Here is a 26578-nt window from a genome sequence, read left to right as displayed (position 1 = left end):
CAACGTCTCTTCACCCGACCACTGAGCCACCTACCCCCGCCAACCTCCCGACCGCCCAACCATCCACCATCCGCACTCACTTCACGAGGGACGCTGATGACCACCACGTACGAACTCGTTGCCGACCTGCTCACCGAGCACATGGGCGTACCCGAGAACATCATCAAGCCCGACGCCACCTTCGAGGACCTGGAACTCGACTCGCTCTCGATCGTCGAACTCACCGTGATCATCGAGGACCGGCTCGGCGTCCAACTGACACAGGAGGACGTCAAGCCGACCCTCGGGGAGTTCTGCCAGGTCGTCGAGAAGCGGCGCGGCGGCGGGGAGGCCGTGGGCACGGACACCGCCCGGCACGACGTACCGACCACCCCCACGATCCCATGACGGCGGTGGATGTAGCGGTCACCGGGCTGGGACTGGTGACCCCGGCGGGGATCGGTGTCCAGGCGACGTGGGACGGGCTGCTCTCCGGCCGGTCGCTGGCCGCCACGGATGAGCAACTGGCCGGTCTTCCGGTGAACTTCTCCTGCCGGGTGCCCGACTTCGACCCCACGGCCCTCCTTGGGCGCCGGTTGAGCTGGCGTATCGACAGATTCATCCAGATGGGGCTGGTCGCCACCCGCGAAGCGGTCACCGACGCCGGATGGGATCCCACCGCCTGGGACGGGGCCCGCGTCGCCGTGGTCCTCGGCAATGGCAACGGCGGCAACGACCAGACACAAAGGGACTACGACCTGCTCAACAGCGGTCGGCACAGGGCGATTTCCCCTTTGTCCATCACGCGTACGGTGGCCAACATGCTCGCCGGCGAAATCAGCACGGACCTCAAGGCGCTGGGTCCCAGCCTGGTCACCTCCACCGCCTGCGCGTCCGGGGGCACAGCCATTGGCATCGCCCGCGACCTGCTCGTCTCCGGAGCGTGCGACATCGCGATCACCGGGGGCAGCGAAAGCGTCCGCTACCCCATGGCCGCGGCCTCCTTCTGTCAGATGGGGGCCCTGTCCGCCAGGGTGCACGACCCCGCCGGTGCGTGCCGGCCGTTCGATGCGGACCGGGACGGGTTCGTGCTCGGCGAGGGTGCGGGCGTCCTCGTACTGGAACGGCTGGTGGACGCCCGCGCCAGAAATGCGGTGGTCCGTGCCCTCGTTGCCGGATACGGAGCCTCCTCCGACGGCTACCACTTCACCTCACCCGACCCGGAGGGCCAGGGAGTGGTGCGGGCCATCCGCGCCGCTCTCGCCGATGCCGCCCTGTCGGAGTCGGACATCGACCACGTCAATGCCCACGGGACGTCCACTCAGCAGAACGACCTGGCCGAAGCGCGCGCTCTGCGCTCGGTCTTCGGCACACCGCCGCCGGTCACGGCGAACAAAAGCGTCCTTGGACACTCCATCGGCGGCGCCGGCGGCATCGAAGCCGCCGTCACCGTGCTGAGCCTGCAACACCAGACCATCCCGCCTGTCGCCAACCTCGACCGCCTCGACCCCGACATCGACCTGGACGTCGTCACCAAGACCCCCCGCTCCCAACGCCTAGGTGCGGCACTCAGCAACTCCATCGGCTTCGGCGGTCAGAACGCGGTCCTGGCCTTCCGCGCGCCGTAGCACCTCCGAGGTGGTCGGGCGCGCCGAGCGAAAGGCGCCCCGTCAGCCGCCCACCAACAGCGTCCGGGCTCAGCGCCAGTTGCCGGCGCTGATCGACAGCTCCCACGTGAGGGCGCTCAAGGGTGACCCAAAGCCGGTCGGATCCCGGTCGACCGGGGACGTCCGAGCTCCAAGCACCGCCTGATCTGCGATGCCACCGGCATCCCACTCGCGGTGACGCCAACCGGTGTCCCCCGCAACGACATCACCAGCGCATACCCCTACTGGCAGACATCCCGCCGGCCCGGGGCAGGCCAGGCCGGCCCCGCAGGCGTCCATCACCATGTGCACCACGAGACGCACTGTTCGTATCCCCGGCTCAGCAGTGAGGAACTTGGAAGGACGTTTCTGGGCCTGATGACTTGCCTGGACCCGAAGGGTGCAGAGGACATCAACATGCAGGCAGCTGCTTCTTCCCCGCATCCGATGTGCGAGTTCTCGCAGGCCAGGCATTGTCTCCTGTTGTCGAGGCAGGCCCGGACCGCCTTGTTTGTCCTGGGTGACGTGGAGGTGGCGATGCCGTCGATGCGGGCAGTGCCCGAGCGCCGCGAGCAGGCCGCTCTGATGCGGGTGGAGGAGTTGCGGAGCGAGTTCGAGCGGGTGCGGCCAGCTCTCGCTGCGGGGGAAGAGGCGCGGACTCACTGGGTGATCGGCCTGGAGCGGTATCTCCAGGCGCCGGCCGAGCAGGACACGCTCGCCAGGGCAGAGACGCCGGGGCCCCGGTGGAGGAGCCAGTGCCGGTGGCGTGGCAGCGCAGGACGATGGACCACCGTACGGACGGGGTCGTCCCGGCGGAGGTCCTCGGATCGGACTCCCGGCGGATCACGGCCGCCTTCGATGAGGCGGATGGGACGGTCTGACCGCGCGGCAGACGACGGTGGTGGCACTGGGTTGGGACACCTCTGTTCCGTCCCGGGGCGAGGCTGCGCATGGGAGATGGAAGCGGCTCGTGGAGCGGTTTTGCCGGTCGAGGAGAGGCCGGGCCGGGCCGGGCCGGGTCGGTTTCACACTGGCTGCTCCAGGTTCACCTGCTGTTGCGCGTAGTGGTCTTGCGACCGGCGAGACGGCAGCTCACGCCATGGTCATCTCCCAAAGGATCACGGCTTCGCTGTGCTGTACGGCTCATGGATGTGCGGAGTATCGTCGTTTATGTCCGGATGCGCGACCCGCATCCTCGTGGGCCGCACACAGACCCGCGCCAGCGTTCGGAGGGTCGACATCATGCCACTTGGATCCGGTACGGACTCCTCGAAGTGGACTCGCCGGCGTCGCATCACGATTGCCTTGGTGGCCACTGTCACCGCCGCAAGTGTCTCCTCGGTAGGCGCATGGAGTGCTGGCGGACACGGCGGATATGGCCGGCACTCGGCTGAGCACGGGTACTTCAGAGGGCCGGCCGTGGTGGCGATGGCACCCGCTTCCGTCGCGGCTCAGACGACTTCGACGGCACCGACGGCGGCCAGCCACGTGGCAATCGCCGGGTTCGCGTACTCTCCGTCGACCTTGACCGTCAGCAAGGGCACCACGGCGACCTGGACCAACAACGATTCGGCACCGCACACGGTGACCAGCAGTGGCTCGGGCTCGCTGAACTCGCCAGTGCTCAGAGGTGGCGGTTCCTATACCTTCACGTTCAAGACCGCCGGCACGTTCAGCTACTACTGCAACGTCCACCCGTTCATGCACGGCACAGTCGTAGTGAAGTGAGGTGAGATAAGACGCGGCAGTCGGCTCCTACGAGCAGAGCCCGTTGACTTCCGGAGCCGATGCTGCCGCGCGTCTGCTATGTGGCTGCTACGACTGCTCACCGCGGCTGGACTCGTTGTCGACGCCTACGTTCATGCAGAACTGGCCGGTGCCTACGACGGGGTACAGGCCGGTGTCAGCGAGGGGACGTTGTTCCGCGTCGAGGCAGCGGTCGCAGCGCTCGCGGCTCTGCTGGTACTGGTGGCTTGGAGAAGCCGTTGGGTTTGGGCGTTCGCCTTTGTGGTGGCCGCGTCGGCGCTCGGCACGCTGCTCCTGTACCGGTACGTGGACGTAGGCACACTGGGTCCGCTGCCCAATATGCATGAGCCCGTGTGGTATCCGAAGAAGACGGTGTCCGCCGTGGCGGAGGGAGTGGCGGCGCTGGCCGCAGCGGTCGGCTTCGCCACTGTCGGCCGCTACCGCCTGGCGTCTTCCAACGCCGGGCCTTCCGGTCGCTGACCGCAAACCCCCGGACAGCTTCAACTTTACGAGATACCAAAGGAGGTTCACGCGCTTCACCCATCCGTCGATTCCGTACCTGTCCTGTTGCTCCCCGGTGGCCGAGGAGCCGTGAGGTGTGCCCGCGCACATTCGCACCCCACGGTCACTGCCATGCATCTCTGGCTGCTTTGAGCGGTCGCCCGACACGCCCGTGGCACATGCGGAATCTTCGTCAACGCCGACGACGGCACGGCACCCTGGAACGGCACTTCGCCTTGAGGGCGTCCGCGCCCACGCTCGGGTCTTCGCTGTTCAGGAGAGCGGGATGGAGTTCAGGGTCGGTGCAGCAAGAGGTAGTTGTCCTGGTCAATGACGTCCGGTAGCCGTGGGCTGGGGCACTGCCGACGTCGCGGGCCTGTTGGGCATTTGAGGTGGGCCAGGTCTGCGGGGTGGCGGTGTCCACGATGATCCACTCCGGGTCTGGCCTGCTGTGGCGCAGACCGAATTCAGAGACGGGTGGCGCGGCTGGTGAGCTGCGGCACCAGTCGGTTGAAGTTTCGGCGACGGTCGCTCCGTCGGGGATGCGGTCCAGGACGTGGTGGGCGGCGGCGATGCGCGCATCGGTCTGCCAGGCGGCGGGCTCGGCGAGGCGTGACAGGGGGAAGAGCGGCAGCAGCAGGACGCTGATGGCGGTGCCGCTGGCCAGGTAAGTGCGGGCGGCGCGTTGCCCACCCGGCCGGGTGGCGACCGCCCCGACGAACGCGGCGAAGACGACGGGCATCAGCACCGCGCTGTAGTGGTAACTGGTGCCCCAGTAGGCGGGATTGTGCGACAGGAGGCGCCACCCCAGGATGGGCAGTGCGGTCCACAGCAGCGGGGAGCGGGCGGCCATGAACGCGGTCGGGGCCAGCAGCAGTACCACGGTGAGGACGCAATGGGCGGCGCGCAGCACAGCCGTGGACTCGCTCCCGGTAGCCCCGCCCACACTGAGATTGTTCCAATACGCGTACCCCTGGCCGGGGTTGAACGCCGGAATGATGACCAGGACCTCCAGCAGTGCCCCCACGATGCCGACGGCGGATGCGACCACGCCGAGCCGTGCACGCCCACGCCGGGCCACCAATGCACCGATCACCGCCACCGTGAGGCCGAGGTCTTCCTTGACCAGCAGCAGCGGCAGCGCCCACACGACGGCGGCGCGCAGTCTCCCCTCTCCGAGCGCGGTCAGCGAGAAGGCCAGCAGCGGCACGGCGAAGCAGATCTCGTGGAAGTCGAAGCCCACGGCCTGGGCTGTCCCCCAGGAGGCGCCGTAGCCGAAGGCGACCGCCAGGGCGGTTGCCCGGCCGGCTGCCGGCTGCGCCCACGAGGCCAGCGGGACCACTGCCACGGCGAACAGCGCCGCCTGAGCCACAAGCAGCGTCAACGGGGAGGGCCACAGTCGGTAGAAGGGCGCCAGGGTGGCCAGGACGGGCGAGAAGTGATCGCCGAGCAACGGGAAGCCCGGGCCCTTGAGCTCGGATACGGGCAGGTGGCCATGCGCGTAGGAACGCACGGCCTGCTCGAAGATGCCCAGGTCGAATCCGGTGGTCGGCATCCGCTGGTGGTCTCGCACCGAAACGGCCGTGTACACAGCGAACAGCACGGCCCCGGCAGCCCAGCTCCAGTCCTCGCCGCACCCGGCGAACTCGAACGCATCCTGCGCAACCTGCTCGACAACGCCACCCGCTACGCACACCACCGCGTCGACGTCACCGGGCACACCGAACCGGCAGCCGGGAGACCGGGTCCCTCCGGTGCGGTCGTCGTGGAAGTCCGCGACGACGGCCCAGGCATCCCCACACAACAGCGTGAGCACATCTTCCCACGCTTCACCCGCCTCGATGAGGCCCGCGCCCGCAACTCCGGAGGCGCCGGGCTCGGCCTCGCGATCGCCCGAGAACTCGCCGAGCGCCACGACGCCGTCCTCCAGGCCACCCCGAGCAACACCGGAGCCCACTTCGTCCTGCGATGGCCCCAAGCCAATCCCTTGCCACTGGAGTACCAGGGAACACGGTGGTGTCGGCCAGGCCAACTCCGGCCAGAATTCGCACGCCGTGGTTGCGGCGGCCGTGCCACTGGTGGCTGCCTGGGTCGCCGCGGCGTGGCTCCGGTACGCGGACCGGGCGACGCGTGAAGCCACAACCGCGGTCACCCCGCGGAGGCGACCGCGGTCTTCCTGCGGGCGCGGTACGCGGCGGCCTTGAGCTTGTTGCCGCAGGACTCCATGCCGCACCCTTGGCGCCGTCTGCCGCGCGAGCGGTCGATGTAGCTGCGGGTGCACTCGGGGTTGCCGCACTCCTTGAGCAGGGGTACGTCCGGGCCGCTCAGCAGTTCCACCGTGTGCCGGGCGACGGTGGACAGCGCTTCTCGCTGCGTCGCCGCCGTCCAGCGACCGGAGTTGGGCCAACTGCGGTGCCGCGGGCGCCCTGCGGGCCGCGTCGTTGACCACGGCGCCAGCGGTCGTGGCCGGCCAGGACGATCGCGCCGGGCCCCGTGCCCAGCGCCGACTCCAACTCGTCGCACTGGCACGGGGAGAGATGGCTCGTCAGCTCGTCTGCTCCCCCGCCCCGTGGTCGCCGGCGGCCGGCAGCCGCGGCGTCGCAGGGCATCTCCTGGTGCAGGAACCCGAGGTCGGGCGGCCGTACGACGCTGCCCGAGACGGGCTCGTCGGCACCGGCGAGGGTGCGCAGCAACGTCGATGGGCCGATGCCGTTCTCGCCGATCAGTCCGATGCGGTGGCCGGGCGGGGCGGGGCGGTGCGGCCGACTCCGTCGAAGACCCTGCGGGTGCCGAGGGTGCGGACGATGTCGTATGCGAGCAGGGCAGGGCGATGCATGGTGATCCGCCCAACGTGGTCGTTCCCGGGCCCACCGGGTGCGGCACCTCCAGCGTGGGCACGGGCGGCACGTCAGCGGCTCATGCGTGCGGTGCCCCCGTCTCCGTCAGCTCGCCGCCGGTGACCCGCAGCCACCGGTCGACGCCGATCCGTTCGAGGAAGCGCTCGTCGTGGCTGACCACCACGAACGCGCCGCGGTAGCACGTCAGGGCGCTCTCCAGCTGGCCCGCGCCGACCAAGTCGAGGTTGTTCGTCGGCTCGTCCAACAGCAGCAGCTGCGGCGCCGGTTCGGCGCACAGGACGCAGGCGAGCGTGGCGCGCAGTCGTTCGCCGCCGGAGAGTACCCGCACGGGCAGGTGCGCTCGGGGGCCGCGGAACAGGAAGCGCGCAAGCAGGTTCATGCGCTCCGCCTCCGGCCGGTGTGGGGCGAACACCGCAAAGTTCTCGGCCACGGTGCGGTGGGGATCGAGCAGATCCAGGCGCTGCGACAGGGAGGCGATCCGCCCGTCGGCACGCTTGATGTTCCCGCCGTCCGGGGCGAGTTCACCGGCGATCAGCCGCAACAGGGTGGTCTTGCCTGAACCGTTGGGGCCGGTGAGCGCGATGCGTTCGGGCCCACGGATCGTGAGGTCGACGCCCTCTCCCGCGAACAGGTTTCGCTCGCCGTGGCGGATCTGCATCCGCTCGCCCAGGATGACGGTGCGCCCGGCGGGAACGTCGGTGTCGGGCAGCTCCAGGACGAGCCGCTGCTCGTCCCGCAGGGCGCGTCCCGCTTCGTCCAGGCGGGCCTGTGCCTCGTGGATGCGGGTGGCGTGCATCTGGCCCGCCCGGCCGGCGGATTCCTGGGCGCCGCGCTTCATGTTCCCTGCGAAGATGCGCGGCAGGCCGGCGCTCTTGAGGTTGCGGGCGGCGTTGCTCGCGCGGCGCTCGGCCCGTTCGCGGGCCTGCTGCATCTCGCGCTTCTCCCGCTTCAGCTCCTGTTCGGCGTTGCGTACGTTCTTCTCCGCGACGTCCTGCTCGGCCTGTACGGCCTGCTCGTACTGGGTGAAGTCGCCGCCGTACAGCCGCAGTTCACCGCTGTCGAGTTCGGCGATGCGCTCCATGCGGTCCAGCAGGGCCCGGTCGTGGCTGACGAGCAGCAGACTGCCGTTCCAGTCCGAGAGTACGTCGTAGAGCTTGTGGCGGGCTTCGAGGTCGAGGTTGTTGGTCGGTTCGTCCAGCAGCAGCACGTCGGGGCGCTTGAGCAGCTGCGCCGCCAGACCGAGGCTGACGATCTGGCCGCCGCTGAGTGTGCCCAGGGTCCGGTCGAGGGCGAGATGGGCAAGGCCGAGCCGGTCGAGTTGGGCGCGGGTGCGCTCCTCGATGTCCCAGTCGTCGCCGATGGTCGTGAAGTGCTCCTCACTCACGTCACCGGACTCGACGGCGTCGATGGCGCGGATCACCGCGTCGACGCCCAGGACCTCGGCCACCGTCGGTTCACCGGTCAAGGGAAGGTTCTGCGGGAGGTAGCCGATCGTGCCGGGCACGGTCAACGACCCTGCTGCGGGGTCCAGTTCACCGGCGATCAACTTCAGCAGGGTGCTCTTGCCGGAGCCGTTGGGCGCCACAAGGCCCGTACGACCGGCGCCGACGGTGAAGGACAGGCCCTCGAAGACCGGGGTGTCGTCGGGCCAGGAGAAGGACAGCTGGGAGCAGATGACAGAAGCGTCGGACATGGGAACGACCTCGTGAGGGAAAGAGGGCAGAGCACTCCGTGGGGAAACCGCTGTGCGGAAACCACCGTGCGAAGGGCACTGCGCCTGAGACAGGAAGAAGGGGACGGCGAGATGACCACGACGGCGGCGCTGCCACGGGGGCGCCTGCCGATGGTCGATCACATCCGGGTATCACCCGGAGATGTCGTCGTCACCCACCATGTCTGGACTCCTCTACGAAGGATCACTGCCGCGGCAACCGTATCAGGCGTCCCGCGGCCGTCCCAAAGCCCTTTCCTCCGCCGCCGGCACGAAGGCCCGCGGCCCGCGCGACGGAGGAGGGCGCGCTTCAGAGCACCAGGTCCCCCGCCAGGACGCCCGGCCCCACCAGGCCTCGCCGCCGACGTGCGTCGGTCGGCGGCAGCCTCGGACCGCCTTACGCGGCCTTACGCTCCTGTGAGGCCGTCCTACCATCGCGCACCCCTTCGTCCCGGCCCGTCGGGCGAGGGGGATCCGGCGACGATGCTGTCCACCACCGTGATCGGCACGGACCTGACCATCCACCATGTGTGGTCCGCCATCGAACTGGGGCTGATCGACGCCGCGACAGCAGTGCAGCGCGCCCGGCCAGCGTCGATCGTGGCCTGCCATGCGGGTCAGGAGTCCGCGTTCCATGCCTGCACCCAGGAACCGGGCGGGAGGCATTCCACAACGCGGCCATCGGCCACCTCGCCCGCAGCCTGACGGCCGTCCCACCCCTTCCTGGCCTGTGGTCCCAGGTAGGCACGCCGATCCGCTCCTTCGACGGGACACTCAACGAGCTCCTCGACCTCGCGGCACGCCGGGCCACCGCCACCTGACACGGAGGACGAGCGAGGGCTTCTCCACCCGGCCCGGCAGCATCGCGCGGTCCAGGCTCACCTATGAGTTACCGCCGGCGCGCGCGGGCGACCGCGGCTCACGAGGACCAGCGCCCTCGGCTTCCGCGAGGTCGGCCGACCGGGCGAGGACCGCCGCCACGTGCACAACGTCCGGCCGATCGGCGAGCAGCCGACCCTTCAGCGGGCCACCAGTGCCTTCGGCATCCGCAAAGGTCGTCAGAGGTCGTTTTCCCATCGCCGCCACCCACCGGGATCCTCCGACGTCCAAGGCCATTTCCACCGCCAACCGCTGTATCGATGTTCCAAGTGCCGCCAATTGCCACCAATTGCATCGGATGCGAACTCGCGACAGTTCGCGAATCACTGCCGACCTGCGCTACCGCATCCACTCGACCGGGGGCGTTGGGCTCGCGAGCGGAGCCGGCTCACGAGGCGTCGGCACGCACCGCTCTTCGTCGCAACACCCTGTTCATCCACTCCACGGATGAAACGGACCAACCTTCGCCCGGCGGCCATCGGAAAATTCAGGTCAGCCGATAAGCGGGGCGGCACCAGTTCACGACGGGCATGGGATTCGGCGCGTCAACGATGGGGCGCGCCGCATTTTGCATTAACCTCCATTAACCGTATGAAGTCGATCAATTCCGATCGTATCCGCTCGATTTTCGGAGATGACATGCGCAAGCTTCGCAAGGCTGCCGTTGTGGTGACCGTTCTCGGCAGCGTCAGCCTCCTCGGCGCCGGCACCACCTACGCCTGCGGCGAGAAGGACGGCAACTACAACCGTCCCCAGTCGGCCCCCAAGGGCGCTTACCAGCAGCAGTCCAGCCGCGGACACGACCACGGCAAGTCGAACGGCAGCAAACTCATCATCCGGCAGCACACCGCGTGCAGGACGTGGGACGACAATGTCGACGTATTCGGCGAGGTCGGGTTCGGAAACCACCTGGGCAACTGGCACAGAGAGCACGACAGGCCGGAAATTCAGTCCACCAGGATCGGCACGTCCCAGGGGTGCAACAACATCGTCCGCCTGTAAAGCCGTCGGCCCGACGGGCATGTAGTGCGGACGTGGTTCGGTCCGTTGTGCGGACGAGGTGCATTCCGGCCTTCGAGGAACATCCGCGCGACGCCGTTGCCGCGGCAAGAGCGACGGCATCCGTTACGGAGTTTCAACGACGGTGACGTTGCACAGCTCCGTGATCAGCCGTGCGCCGAGAATGCCGCCGAGGTTCGGCCCGCGAGAGGTAAGCGGACGTCGTGCTCGTGGTTCATCCAGCCGTCGGCGGTCATGGTGTAGGCCATTCCGGCCCCCGCACCACAAGGCCCCGGCGAGCCTCGTGGTCGGGCGGGTAATCGCCCTCAGCCGACAACCCGCAGCGACCACGACCCCAGACACCAGAGCGCCCCACCCATCACGAATCCGTTGGCCAGCCCGGTGATGTGCGTGACGACGGCCTGTGCAACCCGTTGGGGTTGAACAGGCCGTCGTCACGTTCAGGGGCGGGGTCGGTGTCGCGCAAGCCCCAGGGCTTTCGCATAGGCGACGCCGCGGACGACGAGTCTCGGCGAACCGGCCGGGAAACAACGGGAGTCCGAGCGGCACGCGATCAGTCGGCCAGGTTCTGTCCCTCCGGCTCGCTGCCTGAGGCGGTATCGATGACCGGTACCGGTTCCACACCCATCCTCTCGGCGATCCGGGTCAGCAGCATGTCCTGTGCGGCGAGGTGGCTTTGCAGGTGTGCCACCTCGTGCAGGGTCGCGCTCGCATCGTGGAACGTCGCCTCGGAGCGCCTGTCCGATGCGGCGGCCTGCACATTCTGGCCGACCATGATGACGGACAGCAGGACCAACTGAAGGAACGTCTGCGCCACCCAGGCAACAATGGCCGACGCCCCGCCCTTGATCGCGTCCGGGAGGCTGATCAGGTCGAACAGCGCGAATGCGTAGGCACACCACATACTGCCGACGGCTCGCGTGATCACGATGGCGATCTTCGTGTTGAATCGGGTGACCGCATTGCCCTGCGGAAGCTGATCGCAGACTTTCACCGGGCCCTGCGCGTGCCGCGCAGCGATGTGCGGGTGCGGCAAGTGCTGATAGATCGTCATGGCCTGCCATCCTGTCCAGGGGCATCGCCCCGGTCTGTATTCGGCCACTCACACGGCAGCGGCCGAAGCGGGGGTAGGAGCAGGCGGCCGGCCAACACCGGCCGCGTAAAGCCGAGTCGGCGAGCACGCAACAACCGGGCGGCACACCCGCTGCTCCGCACGCACTGCGCTCTCTACCCACAACACCCGTCCCTGGAGCGCGAGTTCCGTCAGGACTGGGCAAGGTTCCCGCTCGCACCCCGGGCCCCGGACCGGAATCGGCACAGCCGACCACCGCAGACAGCCGAGGCCGTAGGCGTGTTCGCCGGGCTGCTGCGGGGTGCCCACTCCGATGAGGTGCAGGCCACCGAGGCGGCGGCCGGTGCGTAGGACGCGGTCTGCATGGCCGAGTTCACCAGGCAGGCCGCGGAGGTGGCGCCGGGGTAGCTCGCAGCCGGTGACGGTGAGCTTCGTGAACGGGGTTCCTTGGGAGGTGGGGCCACCGCAGGCGGCCCCACCTCTTCCTCGTCCGGAAGGGGCTTGGCGGTCAGGCGGAACGGGCGGCGGACAGCGATGGATGCGGGGGCCCGGGCTGCGGCAGTTGTTTTCCCAGCGGCTCCCCTCGCGTGCCTGGCCGGCGGGCCGCCCCACCGGCCGGCTGCGACCTGCGGGGTCACCGACCCGGCCTGCCGGGGAACAGGCAGGGAACCCCGGCTTGGATCACTACGGCCGCCTGACGTCCAGGCGCCCACGTCGCCACCGGTGGCGGCTCAAATTTCCTTGACGAAGACGATGGCGTCGAACTGGTCGGTGGTGGCCGGGTCGAGGGCTGCGTAAGTGTGGTCGGCCGGGACTCGGGCCGTCAGCTTCCGGTCGAGGGCCGCGGCGAGGCGGCCGGGGTCGATGACGGCACGGGCGTCGGGGAAGGCCGACAGGAACCCTTCGAGGGTGTCGGGGTGGGGGACGTCGGAGCCGCGGGTGCCGAAGGTGGAGGCGGCGAAGGCGTACTGGTCGCCGAGGCGGGTGCCGATGATGGCGCCCGCACTCCACCACTGATGCGGCCGGTCGGCGAACTGCATCTGACTCTTGTCACGTTGCAGGTGGCCATTGTGGGCGAACGCGAGGGTGGGGCCGCGACGGGCCTCGCGGCGGACGATGGCGTCGAGGTTGTCGGCCATCATCGTGTCGCGCAGGCTCATGAGCCCGCCGATGCGGGTGGATGCGGTGTCGGCCATGCCGGCGTGGTAGCGCAGGAGCCCGGTGGCGGTGCGGGCGTGCAGGTCGGCATGCCAGAAGTCGTCCGGGGAAGTGGCGGTCATGAGGTGGGGGGCGTGCGAGGTGAGCAGCGCGCGCAGGTCGTCGGCGACCAGGCGCAGTTCCTTGGCATCGGGGGTGCGGCCGACGGACTGGGCGGGGTCCATCATGGCGGCCGGGTTGGTCCAGCGTTCGTCGGTGCCGAGCAGCTCGTCGAGGGTCTCGCGGCTCCAGGGCAGGTCGAGGTGGGCGGCGAGGTAGTCGTGCAGTGTGCTCAGGGCGGGTCGGGGGCCGGCGGCGCCGGTGATCTCCAGGGGGCCGTCGAAGCCGTAGAAGCGGAGCCGCTCGTGCGGGGGACGCTGCTCGTTGTAGGCGCGCATCCAGCGCAGGAGCTCGCGGTTGGCGGGTGAGGCGCCGAAGCCGTGACTGAAGCCGCGGCTCATCGCATCGTCGAGCGTGCCGATGCCCTCGGCGACGTACGCGTCGGCCGCCAGGGCCGACAGGCAGTCGCTCTCCAGAGCGATGGAGCGGTATCCCTCGTGTTCGACGAGGTGGTGGAAGAGCTCGTTGCGCAGCTCAGGGAAGGCTTCGACGCCATGGGTGGGCTCGCCGAGGCCGAGCAGGCGGGTAGCAGGAGACAAGAGCGCGGTGAGGGCGCCGCCGACGAAGGGGCGGGCGGCGTCCCGGATCGAGGCCGTCATACCTTCAACCGTATCGTTGAACCTTCGGTGTAAACTTTGGCTCCATTTTCTCCCTGTAGACGAGGACGTACCTTCAAAGTGCGGTTGCGGCCCATCGATCTGGCGCGCGAGCACGGCCTGTCCACACAGGCGGTGCGCAACTACGAGGAGGCGGGGATTCTGCCGCCGGCCGAGCGCTCGCCGCACGGCTACCGCGTCTACGCCCCACGCCATGCGGCAGCGCTGCGGACGTTCCTGGCGTTGATCCCCGCGCACAACCACGCAACCGCGGGGGCGATCATGCGGGCCGTGAACGGCGGCGCGGTCGAGGAGGCGCTGCGGCTGATCGACGAGAGCCATGCACAACTGGCCGGCGACCGGAGCACTTTGGAGGCCGTGGAAGGGGCGCTTCGCGACCTGGCGCCGCCGCGTGAGCCGGAGCCGGGTATGACGCTCATCGGGCCGCTGGCGCACCGGCTCGGCATCCGGCCGGCGACGTTGCGCAAATGGGAGCGAGCCGGGCTGATCGTGCCCCGGCGCGACCCGCGCACCGGCTACCGCGTCTATAGCTCCGCCGACGTGCGCGACGTGCTGCTGGCCCACCAGCTGCGGCGGGGCGGGCACGGGCTGGACCACATCGCGCGGGTGCTGGAGCAGGTCCGGACGGCGGGCGGACCGGAGCCGCTACAGGCGACGCTGCGGGAGTGGCGCGACCGGCTGACGGCGCGGGGCCTGGCGATGCTGGCGGGCGCCGCCGAGCTCGACACCTATTTGGGGACGCCATGACGCCTGACGGCGAATCACCGGCGGTGCGTGCCGACGGCAGACACACCAAATCGCCGCACCCGGCCTGGAGTTCCTACCGCTGCGGCAGGGCGCGATGAGGTACCGGCTTCGGAGCGGCGGTGGACGGGTGGTGGCTCACTCGCGGAGGTCGACCGTGTGCACCTCGACACCGAGGTCGGCGATGCTCCGCACCTCGTCGGCGGGAGCGGCGGAGTCGGTGACCAGCAGGTCGTAGCCGCTCACGTCGCCGTACGCGTAGGTGGCGGTGCGGCCGAACTTGCTGTGGTCGACGGCGAGGACGATACGCTCGGCCGCCCGCACATACGCCTCCTTGTTGTCGGCGTACTCGCGGATGGGGTGGAACAGGCGCCCCTCGCTGATGGAGGTGGCGGTGAGGAAGGCGACGTCGGCACGTACGCGTTCCAGCTGCCGCAGGGTCTCCGGTCCCGCGCAGGACTCGAAGTCCGGGTAGTAGCGGTCGCCCAGCAGCGTCACCTGCACGTCCGAGCCGTTCAGCAGGTACGCCACGCGCAGCGAGTTGGTGATCAGCCGCAGTCCCTCGACCTCACGGAGACGACGGACGAGCGGGAAGAGGGTGGAGCCGCAGTCGACCAGCACCGTGGTGCCCGGGGTGACCTGGTCGGCGAGCGCCTCTGCCATGGCTTCCTTGATCGCCACGTTGGAGTGCTCGCGGAAGCGCAGCGCGCTTTCCACGGTGACGGTGGGGAAGGCCGACGCCACCCCGCGTCGTTTGCGCAGCAGCTGCCGTTCGTGGAGGTTGTCCAGGTCGCGGTGCATGGTCATCAGGCTCACGCCGAGGCGTTCGGCGAGATCGCTGATCCGGACCTCCCCCTCGGCCGTCACCTGGCGCAGAACCAGCTGACGGCGCTCCTCCACTTCGGCCTCCGAACCCCGACTCGGTCGCATGCCCTACCCCCTCGCTCCTGCTGTGCGGTCCGCGCCGCAGACACAATCATCACACACTCTCTGAGAAGTTATTGAAATTATCCGAGATGCGATTCAAGATGCTGACCATCAGGCCGCCGGCTACCTGAGAGCGGGACACCCCTCGCAGCCGCGGCTGTCAGGAGGCCCTCGCCCACCACCCCGACCGGCGCGCGACCGGTAGCGCCCATGACCCTCCCCATCCCCGTGTGGTCCCCGCAGGGGGCGACAGCAAGGAGAAAAGGATGCGAATCCGACTAGCAGGGCGACGTGCCGCCGCCGCGGTCGCGTCGATCGCCGCTGTGCTGCTGTCGGCCACGGCGTGCGCGGGAGCCGGCGCGATCAGCGGCGGGTCCTCCTCGGGCACCACCATCACCGTGGCGATCGTCGCCAACCCGCAGATGCAGGACGTGGAGACACTGACCTCGTCCTTCGAGCACTCGCACCCGGGCGTCCACGTCCACTACGTCACCCTCCCGGAGAACGAGGCGCGTCAGAAGATCACGGAGTCGGTGGCAACCGGCAGCCACGAGTTCGACGTGGTGATGATCAGCAACTACGAGACGCCGATGTGGGCGCGCAACGGCTGGCTGGTCGACCTCCAGCCGTATGCCGACCGCACACCGGGGTACGACCCGAACGACTTCATCGGCCCGGTCCGCGCGTCCCTGTCCTCCCACGGCGACCTGTACTCGGTGCCCTTCTACGGCGAGTCGTCGTTCCTGATGTACCGCACGGACGTCTTCGCGGCCCACCACCTGACCATGCCCGCCCATCCGACCTGGACCCAAGTGGCCGCTCTGGCGGACAAGTTGAACGACCCGTCCCACCACATGGCCGGCATCTGCCTGCGCGGCGTCCCCGGCTGGGGTGAGAACCTGGCGCCGCTGAACACCGTGATCAACACCTTCGGCGGCCGGTGGTACGACCCGCAGTGGAACGCCCAGCTCACCTCACCCGCGGTGCACAAGGCCGTCGGCTTCTACACCGACCTGCTGCGCCGCGACGGCGAACCAGGCGCACCCACCGCCGGATTCACCGAATGCGGTACGAACATGACACAGGGCACCGCGGCGATGTGGTACGACGCCACCTCGGCGGCCGGGTCACTGGAAGACCCCACCAGCAGCAAGGTCGTCGGCAAGATCGGATACGTGCCGGCCCCGGTCGAGAAGACGGCGTCCTCGGGCTGGTTGTACACCTGGTCGCTGGCCATCCCGAAGACCAGCGCGCACCAGCAGGCCGCCTGGCAGTTCATGTCCTGGGCGACGTCCAAGGACTACATCAAGCTGGTCGGCGAAAAGCTGGGCTGGTCGCGGGTGCCGCCGGGCAGCCGGAACTCCACGTACCAGATCCCGCAGTACCGCAAGGCAGCCGCCGCCTTCGCCGAACCGACCCTGCGGGCCATCAGCAGCACCGACCCGGCGCGCTCCACGGTGGAACCCGTTCCGTACACCGGCGTGCAGTTCCTGGACATCCCCGAGTTCGAGGACCTGGGCACCCGCGTCAGTCAGCAGGTCACCGCCGCCATCGCCGGACAGCAGTCGGTGCACGACGCGTTGGCGCAGTCCCAGCAGTACGCCCAGACCGTCGGCCGTACCTACCAGCAGCCCTGACCGGACCGTCCACCACCAGAAGGGAGGCGTCATGGCGACCCTCGTCCCACCCCGCCCCGGGCCGATGATGCCCGGATCGCGGCCCCCCGCGACGGCACGCCGCGAGGCATGGCAGCGCCGTCTGCCACTGGCACCGGCACTGCTGTTCATGATCATCGTCACGCAGATCCCGTTCGTGTTCACGGTGATCTTCTCGTTCCAGTCCTGGAACCTGGTACGCCCCGGATCCCAGCACTGGGTCGGGCTGGGGAACTACGCGAACGTCTTCACCGACAGCGCGTTCCGCAGCGCGCTGTTCACCGAGATCGAGATGACCCTCCTCGCCGTCGCGATCTCCATGGTGCTCGGCATCGGCCTCGCGGTGCTGCTGGACCGCAAGTTCCCCGGCCGGGGCATCGTGCGCACCCTGCTGATCGCCCCGTTCCTGATCATGCCCACCGTCGCCGGGCTGCTGTGGAAGACCACGATGCTCGACCCGGTCTACGGCATCGTCAACTACCTGCTCCGCCTGGTCGGCGCCGCGCCCGTCGACTTCGTCAGCCACTTCCCGATGGCCTCGATCGTCACCGTGCTGGTGTGGCAGTGGACACCGTTCATGATGCTGATCGTGCTCGCCGGGCTGCAAAGCCAGTCGGGCGAGGTACTGGAGGCCGCACGCGTAGACGGAGCCGGACCCTGGACGACATTCCGCGCGATCACCCTGCCGCACCTGCGCGCCTACATCGAACTGGGAGTGCTCCTCGGAGCGATCTACCTGGTCAACACCTTCGACGTCATCTTCATGACAACGCAGGGCGGTCCGGGGACGGCCACCACCAACCTCCCCTACTACCTCTACCAGCGTGCGTTCCTCGGCTTCGACGTCGGGCAGGCATCCGCGCTCGGCGTGGTGACCGTCATCGGCACCATCGCCGTCGCCTCGGTCGCACTGCGCATGCTCTTCACGGTGTTCTCCACGACCGAAGGGAGGGCGTGATGACCGCCGCCCCCGCCTCGCCCGCCGGCACGGCAACCCCGCGTACCGCGACACGCGGCCCACTACGACGCCTGTTGGGTACGGCTTCCTGGACCGCAGGCGCATGGCTGGCCGGGTTGGTGTTCTTCTTCCCCGTGCTGTGGATGGCGCTCACGGCGTTCAAGCAGGAGTCCGACGCCTACACGACCACCCCGCACCTCGTGTTCTCGCCGACGCTCAGCCAGTTCAAGGCGGTGTTCGCCGGCGGTATCGGTCCGTACCTGGCCAACTCGGCGCTGGCGACCGTGCTTTCCACCATCCTGGTGCTGGCGTTGGGCATTCCGGCGGCCTACGCCCTGTCGATCAGATCCGTCCGCAAGTGGCGGGACGCGCTGTTCTTCTTCATCTCCACGAAGATGCTGCCGGTGGTGGCGGCGATCATCCCCATCTACCTCGCGGTGCGCGATCTCGGCGCGCTGGACAACGTCGGCACGCTGATCGTGCTGTACACCGCGATGAACCTGCCGATCGCGGTGTGGATGCTGCGCTCGTTCTTCCTGGAGGTCCCCCGCGAGGTCCTGGAGGCCGCCAGGGTGGACGGTGTCACACTCCGCCAGGAGATCACCCGGATCATGCTGCCCATCGTCGCTCCGGGCATCGCGGCCACCGCGCTGATCTGCGTGATCTTCTCCTGGAACGAGTTCTTCTTCGCGCTCAACCTGACGTCGGTGCGGGCGGCGACCATGCCCGTCTTCCTCGTCGGCTTCATGACCAGCGAGGGCCTGTACTGGGCGAAGCTCGCCGCCGCCGCCACCCTGGCCTGTCTGCCCGTGCTCCTGGCCGGCTGGATCGCCCAGAAGCAACTCGTCCGCGGCCTGTCGATGGGCGCAGTGAAGTAATGCCCCGCCGTCCCGTGTCCCGACGGCTCCATGGGAAAGAGGAAGAGTGAGGAAACATGGCTGAGGTTCGGTACGAGCAGGCATCCCGGATCTACCCGGGGACACCGCCCGTGATGGCGGTGGACCGGCTGGATCTGGCAATCGACGACGGCGAATTCCTGGTACTCGTCGGCCCTTCGGGATCGGGGAAGACCACCGCGCTGCGCATGCTCGCCGGGCTGGAGGAAATCGACTCCGGCCGCATAGCGATCGGCGACCGCGACGTGACCCACGCGCCCCCGAAGGAGCGGGACATCGCGATGGTCTTCCAGTCGTACGCGCTGTACCCGCACATGACCGTGGGGCAGAACATGGGCTTCGCACTGAAGCTTCGTGGCGTGCCCAAGGAAACGATCTCCGCGAAGGTGACGGAGGCCGCGCGGTTGCTGGACCTGGAGAAGTACCTCGACCGCAAACCCAAGGCGCTCTCGGGCGGGCAGCGCCAGCGGGTGGCCATGGGCCGGGCGATCGTGCGGGAACCCTCGGTGTTCCTCATGGACGAGCCGCTGTCCAACCTGGACGCGAAACTGCGCGTGGAAACCCGCGCCAACATCGCGGCCCTTCAGGCACGGCTCGGCACCACCACCGTCTACGTCACCCACGACCAGGTGGAAGCGATGACCATGGGCCACCGGGTCGCCGTGCTCAAGGACGGAGTCCTGCACCAGTGCGACACCCCGCGAACCCTCTACGAGCGGCCCGCGAACGCCTTCGTCGCCGGATTCATCGGCTCGCCCGCGATGAATCTGCACACCGTGCCCGTGAGCGAGAGGGGAGCACACCTCGGCGAGGTCGTCCTCCCTCTGCCGCGCGGTGCCACCGCCGACCTCACCGAGGTCACACTCGGAATCCGCCCGGAGGCATTGCGACTCGTCGGCCCGGAGCAGGATGGCTTCAAACTCACCGTCGAACTCGTGGAGGAACTCGGAGCGGATGCCTATCTGCACGGCAAGGCGCTTCTCGGTGCCCCGGACCAGCGGTTCGTCCTTCGCGTCGACGGCCGCACCCCGCCGGCCATCGGGCGGACCGTCAACGCCGGGCTCCGCGACACGGGCGAAATCCACCTCTTCCACCCCGGCACCGGCGAACGGCTGGACTGAACGTCCCCGAATTGTTGCGCACGGTCACCGATAGAGCACCTCTTTCTGCTCATTTGGGCACCGTGCGCTCAATTCTTGAAAAATTTCCATCGAAGCCCCTCAGACCTATTGACTTCACCCGGCATCGAGTTCTAATGGAAGAGCAAGTGAACATATGAGACGCAATTGCTCGTTTGAGTGCAAGTTGCAGTAGTTGCAGTAGTTGCAGCGCGGGATGTCCGAGTCTTCGTGTCATCCATGAAGCACACGGCCCTTGATCCCCCGCATTGCAGCAGGAACCCCGCCTTGAGGACGCGGCACCCTCGAAGCGGATCGCGGATTTTCTTGAAGGGTCAAGGAAATGTCTGCTCTGGCCGAATGCGCCGTGCCCCCTCATACCGAAGTCGCCTCCGCCTCGCTCGAATTGAAAGCGGTTCTGCCCGCTGCCCGGCAGGCCCGGACTTTCACCAGGGAGTGCCTGCGCCTGTGGGACGAGGGCGAGGAACTCATCGAGGCGGCGGTGCTGATCGTCTGCGAGCTGGCGACGAACGCCATCCGCCACGGGGCGACACTGCTGATGGCCGAACGCGGCTTGTTGCAGGGGCCGGACTCCATGATCACTCTCAAACTGGCACTGCGCCCCGATGTGCTCCACATCGAGGTGCGTGACGGATCAGCGGTCCTGCCCGTACAGCGCGCGGCCGGACAGGGAGACGACGGCGGACGCGGGCTGACGATCATCGCCGCACTTGCCGAGTCCTGGACCTCCGGCAGGGATCCGAGCGGTGGCAAATGGGTTCGGGCCCGCCTGCCGCGCACGACCGGCACACACGCGATCTGAGGTGTCCGTCATGACTCTGAGGTGTTCACCATGAGTACCCGGGAAAAGGCGAGGACCGGAGCCCGCCCGCACCACGCGGGTCCGGAAGAACTCGTGCAGACGGCCGCCATGGCCCGGAGGTTCTATCTGGAGGGCAAATCCAAGATCGAGATCGCCGCGGAGTTCGGCATCAGCCGCTTCAAAGTCGCCCGGATGCTGGAGACCGCTCTCCGCGACGGTCTGATCCGGTTGGATATCCGACTGCCCCCCGAGCTGGACGCCGAACGATCCGATGCCCTGCGCACCCGGTACGGCCTCCGTCACGCCATCGTCTTCACCTCCCAGGTACAAGACCCAGGCGGTGCAGCGCTGGTCACCCACCGCCTCGGCGCCGTGGCAGCGGGCCTGCTTGCCGAGATCGTCACTGAGGACGATGTCCTCGGGCTCATCTGGGGCCCCGAGATCGAGGCACTCAGCCCGGAACTGACCGCCCTGGCCCGGTGCACCGTTGTGCAACTGTGCGGGGTCACCCCGCTGCGGCCGGTCGACGCGAATGCCGTGGAAGCAGTACGCCGAGCCGCGGCGGTATCAAGAGGCGTCGCCTACCCCATCTACGCACCACTGCTGCTGCCTGACGGCGCGACAGCCCGGATGCTGCGCCGGCATCCCGGCATCGTCGAAGCAGTCAGCCGGTTCAGCGAGGTGACCAAGGCAGTCATCACGGTCGGCGCCTGGGGACCGGGGCTGTCCACCATTTACGACGCACTCGGCGACGCGGAGCGTGAGAACTACCGGAGTCTGGGAACGTGCGCCGAGGTATCCGGTCACCTGCTCGACGCGGAGGGCCGGATCGTCGCCCCTGAACTGACCGAACGGATCATCGCCATCAGCTTCGAGGAACTGCGCCGCGTACCCGACGTCATTCTCCTGGCCGATGGCGCCCAGCGGGCCGCCGCCACCGCGGCAGCTCTGAAGACCGGCCTGTTCAACGGCATCGTCACGGACACGGGCGTGGCCGAGTATCTGCTCGCATGAACTCCGCGCCCGGGTTGAGCTACGAACGACAGCGCGGGCTTTCAAGGCCGACGGGAACTTCCCGGCGTCTCTTCACGGAGGCGGATTCCTTTGACGGCGGTGTCGAAGACCGGCCGGTACTGGGTCCATTGCGCGTTCGGCGCGGACAAGTAGACCACGTACTGAGTGCCATCGGTGCCGCTGAAGGCCAACTCCACCGCGCGGAACTGGCGTACCTGGCCGCGGAAGGTGAACTCCCAGTACCCTGCGGGCCGCCCCCGGAATGTCGTAGAAGCCATTCTGACCCGCTCATAGCCCGGGTTGTCGCGACGTGTCTGGGCCTCTTCGGTGTCACGCCAGTGCTGAAGAGGATCGGACCCCGCGAACTCGACAACGTCGACCCGCAGACCAACCCGCTCGGACGGGTCGATGTAGGCGACTTCACCGCCGGGCACCTTCTTGGGAGTCCAGCCGTCCGGTACGGGGATGGAGAAGCCCTGGTCGGCCGTCTTGAGGTGGTATCCGGCAGGAACCGGTGGCGGTGGGGAGGAGCTGGGGTTCGGAGAGTGACTGGAGGTGCCGGTCTCGGACGGGTGGGCGCTCGCCGTAGGAGTACCGCCCCTGGTCCACAGCAGCACGCCGCCGGTCACGGCGGCGACCACCACCGCCGAGACAATCCACAGTGCCGTGCGGCGGCTGCGCTTGCCCACTGGCTCAGAGGCCACGAGGTCGTCCACACGCTCCGGCCGCGTGGGCGGAGCGAGGGGTGCGGTCCCGGCTGCGACCGCATGGCCGAGGAGGCGCTCGGCCTCGTGAGCGTCCATGCGCTCGGCAGGGTCCTTCATCAGCAGCCCCTGGATCACCGGCGTCAGGTTCCCGGCACTGCGCGGGGGTTCGTACGCCTCGGCGGCGATGGCATACGCCGTCTCGATCGCGGTGTCCCGCTGGTACGGGAGGCGCCCTTCCACCGCCTGGTAAAGCGTCACGCCGAGGGACCACAGGTCGCAGGCGGGCCCGGGCTCGGCGATCCCGCTCCGGAGGCGTTCCGGCGCGAGGTACTGGACCGATCCGACCAACTCGCCGGTCTTGGTCAGTGACGGCGTCCCGGGCTCCGCGGCGATCCCGAAGTCGGTGAGGACGATTCGTCCGTCGTTCCCGAGGAGGACGTTGGCCGGCTTGACGTCCCGGTGCAGCACTCCGGCGTCGTGCGCGGCGCGGAGCGCGATGGCCATGATGCGGCCGATCCGGGCCACTTCGTCGGGTGGCAGCGTGCCCCGCTGCTTCACGAGATCGCCCAGTGTGACGGAGGGTATGTACTCCATGATGATGCAGGGCAGGCCCTCGTCGTCGACGACGTCGTGCACGACGATCACGTTGGGGTGGGTGATCCGGGCAGCGCTGCGGGCCTCGCGCCGGGTGCGTTCGTAGAGCCGCTGGACCTCGTCGTCGTGCAGGTGCGGCGGAACGTGCAGCTTCTTCACGGCGACGCGTCGGCCGAGCAGTTCGTCCTCGGCCTGCCACACAGTGCCCATGCCGCCGCGGCCCACACGCTCTACCAACCGGTAGCGGTTGGCTATCAGTCGCCCCAGATCGGACACCGTGAGACCTTCTTCTTCCCCGCGCGTCTGAGCACGCCTGAACGGATTGCGGGAGCACCATAACGCGTGCTCACCGCGCGCCATGGCACCGGACTTCCCGGGCTACCGACGGCGTTCCGGGCTGGCGGGCAGGCCCTCTGGGACGCGGCGGGGCAACTCGCGCAGGCGGTCCCATATCCGCCCTTGTCGCCCCTCCTGGCGCGACGCGGACGCTCCGCCCATCCCCGTGAACCTCACCTGTGTACCTGCGAGATCGCGGCAGCGAAACCGGCGAACCGCTGACTCGATCGCCTCCGGGCAACCGCCCGCCGCACTGCCGGCGCACCGACGTACGTACCAGCTGAGCGCGGTCGTGGTGGCTCTCCGTGCCCCGGGCAACGAATGTGGCACGAACACTGCCGGCGGCAGTCACCACGAGGACCCGCTTCCGGACGCGGGGACCATGCCTCCGCCTGCCCGGCGTGCGACGGGCGTGCCGACAGCGAGTCCTTCGCTGGCTGCCTCGTCGTGCCCACGGCGACGGAACTCGCCGCACTCGCCGACCGTCCGCGGTACCCCGTGCTCGCCCAACAGGAAGTACAGGGTGAGGAGTTCGCCGTCGAACTGGGATGTGGGTTCTTAGCAGACGCCGGACCGGGTGGCAAACATGCAGGTCAACGGCTTGGGCTTGTTCACTCCGAACGAGCCCAAGCCGAGCCGTGCTGACTTCGTGCTGACTTCGTGCTGACTTCGTGCTGACTTCGTGCTGACTTCCACTGCCGTCCATTCCGGTCCGGTCGGGGGTGTTGTGCTGGATCGGTGCTGGTTTCCAGCACTGCCGGGTGGACCCGCGGACAGCCCCGGGTCGCGACACGCTCACTCTCCACTTTGCGTCATCGCAGTCCCAGCGCCGACTCCCTCGCGGACGCTCGTCAGGACGATCCCAGGAAGGTCAAGTGGCGTTGCATGGGGTCGTTTGGTGCGGCCGTGATCCGTCCTTATCCTGTCGCACTCCCGATCTACGGAAGAAGTGAACAACCATGGACCAAGCAATGTGGACCGTGCCGGCCCTGGCCGAATTTCTCGGAAAGCCCACCTCATGGGTCTACGGCAATCGCGAGAAGCAGGCCATCCCCAGCTTCCGCGTGGGGCAACAACTGCGGTTCTGGCCTGGCGAAATCAAGACCTGGCTGGAAGACAACTGCCGCGAGCAAGAGGCTGCATGAATGAGGAGTTCAAAGAACCGCTGCACGCCGCCCCCTCACTGCTCCAGAGCATGATCGACGCAGGGGCGGAAGAGCGGGGCGGGCGTTCTCCTCGTACTACCGGTAGTTCCGGTACATTCCGCTGCTCCCAATCTCAACCTCGCGTCAGAATCACGCAAGGCGCGGGTGATCAGTATCTCGGCGGAGGTCAGCTCCGCATATTCGATGACCACCGTGAGGGTCATCCCCTCGGCTCGGATGTCGCTGCGCGGCGACAGCCACCACCGCGTCTCCTTCGGCTGAAGAAGACCGACGTCACCATGAGCGTCAAGCGCAAGGAGACGGCCCGCGGCGGTCTCTCGGTGAACATCGTCGAGTGCTGGAAACAGGCCCTGACCAGCGTGTTCGTCTCTTTCAGCGCTGTCAGGGCCTTCCCTGCTTGGAGCTCGTAACAGGATCTTGCTGAACGGTTCGGGTTGGGAGTGGCTGTTGTGACGATCTGACCGTTCGGGTGGGTGTGACGACTCGGCCGTGGATCGTGGACGACGACTTGTGGGTGCTGGTCGAGCCGCTGCTGCCGCCCTGGCCCAAGCGGTCGCCGGGGCCGAAACCGGTGCCTGACCGGCTGTGCTTGCAGGGCATCGTGTATGTCCTGCACCAGGACATCGCGTGGCAGCTCCTACCGCTGGAGCTGGGGTTCGGTTCCGGGCAGACTGGCTGGCGACGTCTCGACCGCTGGCAACAGGCGGGGGTTTTCGAGAAGTTGCACCGCATCCTGCTTGCGAAACTGAACGCGGCGGGTGAGCCGGACTGGTCCCGCGCGTGCGTGGACGGCTCCCACGTCCGCGCGAAAAGGGGGGCGCCGCGACCGGCCCGTCGCCGGTCGACCGGCGCAAGACGGGCAGCAAACACCACCTGATCTGCGACGGGAAGGGCACCCCTCTCCACATCGTCACGACCGCGGCGAACGTCAACGACATCACGCAGCCCCTGGCCCTGGTCGACGGCATCCCGCCGGTGGCCGGGCGGCCGGGCCATCCCCGTCGGCGCCCCGGCGCCGTGCTGGGCGACAAGGCGTACGACTCCCAGGCCGTCCGCCGTGAACTGCGCAAACGTCGGATCACGCCGGTGATCTCCCGCAGAGGCGCCCCGAACGTCAAGGGGCTGGGCAAGCTGCGCTACGTCGTCGAGCAGACCTTCGCCCTGCTCCACCAGTTCAAACGCCTCGCCGTCCGATGGGAACGGCGCCTCGAACTCCACGACGGCCTGCTCGCGTTGGGCTGCAGCCTCATCTGCTGGAGGCGGCTGAAGAAGGTCCTCTCTTGTCGGGGCGGCTCGTACAGCCACACGTGTGATTCGTAGACCCATGCCTGGCTTGATCACGAGGCGTAGGAGGATTCGATCACGGGAAGTGCCCCGACCCCTGAGCAACCGATGACCCGCGAGGTGCTGCTGGAGGGACGGCTGCCAATAGCACTGGCGACTGAGCGGGTTGAGGTGAGGCGCATCCATATTCTCGCGGGGCACCCCGCGGGGCGGCATGTTCACAACGGGCCGGTATTCGGGAGCATCGTCAAGGGCTCGGTCCTGTTCCAGGTCGAGGGCGAGGCCGAGGTGATTCTGCGTCCGGGCGATGTGTTCTTCGAGCCCGCCGGGGTTCCCATCGCGCACTTCGACGCGCTGGACGAGAACGTGACCTTCCTTGGCTACTTCCCGCTCACTGCCGGGCAGGAGCCCGGCTTGCTGTGAAGCCCCCAGCGGCTTCGCCGAGTGGCCGCCGACCGTCGCTGCAACGAGTGATCGTGTTACGCGTTCTTACGGCGGAGAGTCCCTGGGATCCCTCTGGGACGGCCGTGAAAGTCCTAGAAAAGTCCCTGGAGAATCCCAGACATCTGCGTCCACGGCCGCTCCCGCCACTAGCGACATGAGCATGACCGACGGTCACGCAGAGTTGTGCGCGTGCATCATCCTGTTCGACGCGGCCGATCTCAGCATCGTCATCCGCACCGCCATCGTCACGCCGGCCCGGCCGGTGCGTTACGGCATCGGCGGGGCGATCGTCGCGCTCTCCGACCCGGCGGCCGAGTTCGAGGACTCCCGCCCCAACACCCCACTCCCGGCCCACCTGACCGATCCTCACGCGTGCAAGGGGCACGCAGAAGGAAGCGACGATCCGGTCGCGGTCCAGTCCAGAGAACCCAGCACGGGGCGGCTGGGGCGGACGCGCGGGTCCGGGTTCCACACGTACTAGTAGTGCTTGGTCAGGTTGGCATTGAGGTGGGTATGTCGCGGTGGCAGGTGGGGCAGGCGCCGGCCCAGGTTGCGAGGAGTGTCTG

At 68.3% G+C, this 26578-nt stretch carries 25 protein-coding genes and 3 pseudogenes; 20 read left to right on the top strand and 8 right to left on the bottom strand.

The features are described 5' to 3' along the window. Positions 1-96 precede the first annotated feature (96 nt). The 5 genes and pseudogenes from IEZ17_RS37995 (at position 97) to IEZ17_RS37975 (ending at position 3851) form a co-directional block, all read left to right on the top strand. Positions 97-387: an acyl carrier protein gene (locus tag IEZ17_RS37995; RefSeq protein ID WP_189308190.1), complete on the top strand. Its 291-nt coding sequence runs from the start codon at positions 97-99 to the stop codon at positions 385-387. Further along, on the top strand, positions 384-1607 hold the full coding sequence (locus IEZ17_RS37990) for a beta-ketoacyl-[acyl-carrier-protein] synthase family protein (RefSeq protein WP_189308189.1): 1224 nt from the start codon (positions 384-386) through the stop codon (positions 1605-1607). The genes IEZ17_RS37995 and IEZ17_RS37990 overlap by 4 nt, the downstream gene beginning before the upstream one ends. 91 nt (positions 1608-1698) lie before the next feature. Next, positions 1699-1924 (top strand): annotated as a pseudogene (locus tag IEZ17_RS37985) (IS5/IS1182 family transposase); the annotation flags it as partial. Positions 1925-2933: 1009 nt separating this feature from the next. Continuing rightward, a complete protein-coding gene (locus IEZ17_RS37980) occupies positions 2934-3353 on the top strand; it encodes a plastocyanin/azurin family copper-binding protein (protein WP_189308188.1) in 420 nt (139 codons plus the stop codon). Positions 3354-3431: 78 nt separating this feature from the next. Further along, positions 3432-3851 carry a hypothetical protein gene (locus IEZ17_RS37975; protein WP_189308187.1) on the top strand — a complete coding sequence of 140 codons (420 nt, stop codon included), beginning with the start codon at positions 3432-3434 and terminating at the stop codon, positions 3849-3851. A gap of 214 nt (positions 3852-4065) precedes the next feature. On the opposite strand, the gene IEZ17_RS37970 is transcribed toward IEZ17_RS37975, so the two are convergent. Further along, complete coding sequence (locus IEZ17_RS37970; protein WP_189308199.1) at positions 4066-5427, bottom strand: DUF2079 domain-containing protein; 1362 nt, start codon at positions 5425-5427, stop codon at positions 4066-4068. Here IEZ17_RS37970 and IEZ17_RS37965 point away from each other — a divergent pair. Further along, positions 5368-6006, top strand: coding sequence for a sensor histidine kinase (locus IEZ17_RS37965; protein WP_189308198.1), 639 nt, complete (start codon positions 5368-5370; stop codon positions 6004-6006). The genes IEZ17_RS37970 and IEZ17_RS37965 overlap by 60 nt on opposite strands. Before the next feature lie 14 nt (positions 6007-6020). On the opposite strand, the pseudogene IEZ17_RS37960 reads toward IEZ17_RS37965, so the two are convergent. The 3 genes and pseudogenes from IEZ17_RS37960 to abc-f form a co-directional block, all read right to left on the bottom strand. Continuing rightward, positions 6021-6324: pseudogene (locus tag IEZ17_RS37960) on the bottom strand (CGNR zinc finger domain-containing protein); the annotation flags it as partial. 136 nt (positions 6325-6460) lie between these two features. Continuing rightward, positions 6461-6708: pseudogene (locus IEZ17_RS37955) on the bottom strand (ATP-binding cassette domain-containing protein); the annotation flags it as partial. An 80-nt stretch (positions 6709-6788) separates the two neighbouring features. Continuing rightward, positions 6789-8423 carry a ribosomal protection-like ABC-F family protein gene (gene abc-f, locus IEZ17_RS37950; RefSeq protein WP_189308186.1) on the bottom strand — a complete coding sequence of 545 codons (1635 nt, stop codon included), beginning with the start codon at positions 8421-8423 and terminating at the stop codon, positions 6789-6791. Positions 8424-8924: 501 nt separating this feature from the next. Between abc-f and IEZ17_RS37945 the strand changes: the two genes are divergently transcribed. Beyond that, a complete protein-coding gene (locus IEZ17_RS37945; RefSeq protein ID WP_189308185.1) occupies positions 8925-9146 on the top strand; it encodes a hypothetical protein in 222 nt (73 codons plus the stop codon). Between the two features lie 765 nt (positions 9147-9911). Continuing rightward, positions 9912-10322 carry a hypothetical protein gene (locus IEZ17_RS37940; RefSeq protein WP_229853029.1) on the top strand — a complete coding sequence of 137 codons (411 nt, stop codon included), beginning with the start codon at positions 9912-9914 and terminating at the stop codon, positions 10320-10322. 571 nt (positions 10323-10893) lie between these two features. Here the strand turns inward: IEZ17_RS37940 and IEZ17_RS37935 are convergent. Both IEZ17_RS37935 and IEZ17_RS37930 read right to left on the bottom strand, forming a co-directional pair. After that, entirely contained in the window at positions 10894-11394 is a 501-nt protein-coding gene (locus tag IEZ17_RS37935; protein ID WP_189308184.1) for a DUF1003 domain-containing protein, read from the bottom strand. A 749-nt stretch (positions 11395-12143) separates the two neighbouring features. Continuing rightward, positions 12144-13328 carry an erythromycin esterase family protein gene (locus IEZ17_RS37930; RefSeq protein WP_189308183.1) on the bottom strand — a complete coding sequence of 395 codons (1185 nt, stop codon included), beginning with the start codon at positions 13326-13328 and terminating at the stop codon, positions 12144-12146. 78 nt (positions 13329-13406) lie between these two features. Between IEZ17_RS37930 and IEZ17_RS37925 the strand changes: the two genes are divergently transcribed. Next, complete coding sequence (locus IEZ17_RS37925) at positions 13407-14093, top strand: TioE family transcriptional regulator (RefSeq protein WP_189308182.1); 687 nt, start codon at positions 13407-13409, stop codon at positions 14091-14093. A 135-nt stretch (positions 14094-14228) separates the two neighbouring features. Here the strand turns inward: IEZ17_RS37925 and IEZ17_RS37920 are convergent, their stop codons facing one another. Next, positions 14229-15020 carry a DeoR/GlpR family DNA-binding transcription regulator gene (locus IEZ17_RS37920; protein WP_189308181.1) on the bottom strand — a complete coding sequence of 264 codons (792 nt, stop codon included), beginning with the start codon at positions 15018-15020 and terminating at the stop codon, positions 14229-14231. Between the two features lie 263 nt (positions 15021-15283). Between IEZ17_RS37920 and IEZ17_RS37915 the strand changes: the two genes are divergently transcribed. The 6 genes from IEZ17_RS37915 to IEZ17_RS37890 all read left to right on the top strand — a co-directional run bounded on the left by IEZ17_RS37915 (position 15284) and on the right by IEZ17_RS37890 (position 21481). Then, the gene (locus IEZ17_RS37915; protein ID WP_189308180.1) at positions 15284-16654 is read left to right on the top strand and encodes an ABC transporter substrate-binding protein; all 1371 of its coding nucleotides are present in this window, start codon (positions 15284-15286) and stop codon (positions 16652-16654) included. A 31-nt stretch (positions 16655-16685) separates the two neighbouring features. Then, positions 16686-17630 (top strand): carbohydrate ABC transporter permease, encoded by a 945-nt coding sequence (locus tag IEZ17_RS37910; protein ID WP_189308179.1) that lies wholly within the window; start codon positions 16686-16688, stop codon positions 17628-17630. Then, on the top strand, positions 17630-18508 hold the full coding sequence (locus IEZ17_RS37905; protein ID WP_189308178.1) for a carbohydrate ABC transporter permease: 879 nt from the start codon (positions 17630-17632) through the stop codon (positions 18506-18508). The genes IEZ17_RS37910 and IEZ17_RS37905 overlap by 1 nt, the downstream gene beginning before the upstream one ends. A 56-nt stretch (positions 18509-18564) precedes the next feature. Next, positions 18565-19647 (top strand): ABC transporter ATP-binding protein, encoded by a 1083-nt coding sequence (locus IEZ17_RS37900; protein ID WP_189308177.1) that lies wholly within the window; start codon positions 18565-18567, stop codon positions 19645-19647. Positions 19648-19987: 340 nt separating this feature from the next. Beyond that, positions 19988-20467 carry an ATP-binding protein gene (locus IEZ17_RS37895; RefSeq protein WP_189308176.1) on the top strand — a complete coding sequence of 160 codons (480 nt, stop codon included), beginning with the start codon at positions 19988-19990 and terminating at the stop codon, positions 20465-20467. A 30-nt stretch (positions 20468-20497) separates the two neighbouring features. Continuing rightward, positions 20498-21481, top strand: a complete 984-nt coding sequence (locus IEZ17_RS37890; RefSeq protein ID WP_189308175.1) for a sugar-binding transcriptional regulator — start codon at positions 20498-20500, stop codon at positions 21479-21481. 41 nt (positions 21482-21522) lie between these two features. On the opposite strand, the gene IEZ17_RS37885 is transcribed toward IEZ17_RS37890, so the two are convergent. Further along, a complete protein-coding gene (locus tag IEZ17_RS37885; protein ID WP_189308174.1) occupies positions 21523-23058 on the bottom strand; it encodes a serine/threonine-protein kinase in 1536 nt (511 codons plus the stop codon). Between the two features lie 1019 nt (positions 23059-24077). Between IEZ17_RS37885 and IEZ17_RS37880 the strand changes: the two genes are divergently transcribed. The 5 genes from IEZ17_RS37880 (at position 24078) to IEZ17_RS37860 (ending at position 26493) form a co-directional block, all read left to right on the top strand. Continuing rightward, positions 24078-24263: a helix-turn-helix domain-containing protein gene (locus tag IEZ17_RS37880; protein ID WP_189308173.1), complete on the top strand. Its 186-nt coding sequence runs from the start codon at positions 24078-24080 to the stop codon at positions 24261-24263. Further along, the gene (locus tag IEZ17_RS45110; protein ID WP_189308172.1) at positions 24260-24694 is read left to right on the top strand and encodes a hypothetical protein; all 435 of its coding nucleotides are present in this window, start codon (positions 24260-24262) and stop codon (positions 24692-24694) included. The genes IEZ17_RS37880 and IEZ17_RS45110 overlap by 4 nt, the downstream gene beginning before the upstream one ends. 83 nt (positions 24695-24777) lie before the next feature. After that, a protein-coding gene (locus tag IEZ17_RS37870; protein ID WP_373300068.1) for an IS5 family transposase occupies positions 24778-25604 on the top strand; the annotation gives its coding sequence in 2 pieces (ribosomal slippage) (positions 24778-25093 and positions 25093-25604; 828 coding nt in all). Positions 25605-25676: 72 nt separating this feature from the next. Beyond that, complete coding sequence (locus IEZ17_RS37865) at positions 25677-25991, top strand: cupin domain-containing protein (RefSeq protein ID WP_189308170.1); 315 nt, start codon at positions 25677-25679, stop codon at positions 25989-25991. Positions 25992-26172: 181 nt separating this feature from the next. Beyond that, a complete protein-coding gene (locus tag IEZ17_RS37860) occupies positions 26173-26493 on the top strand; it encodes a chorismate-binding protein (protein ID WP_373300067.1) in 321 nt (106 codons plus the stop codon). The last annotated feature ends 85 nt before the right edge of the window (positions 26494-26578 follow it).

Origin of the sequence: Streptomyces albospinus (genome assembly GCF_014648695.1) — a bacterium.
Taxonomy (GTDB): domain Bacteria; phylum Actinomycetota; class Actinomycetes; order Streptomycetales; family Streptomycetaceae; genus Streptomyces; species Streptomyces albospinus.
This window is presented reverse-complemented; position numbering and strand designations above follow the sequence as displayed.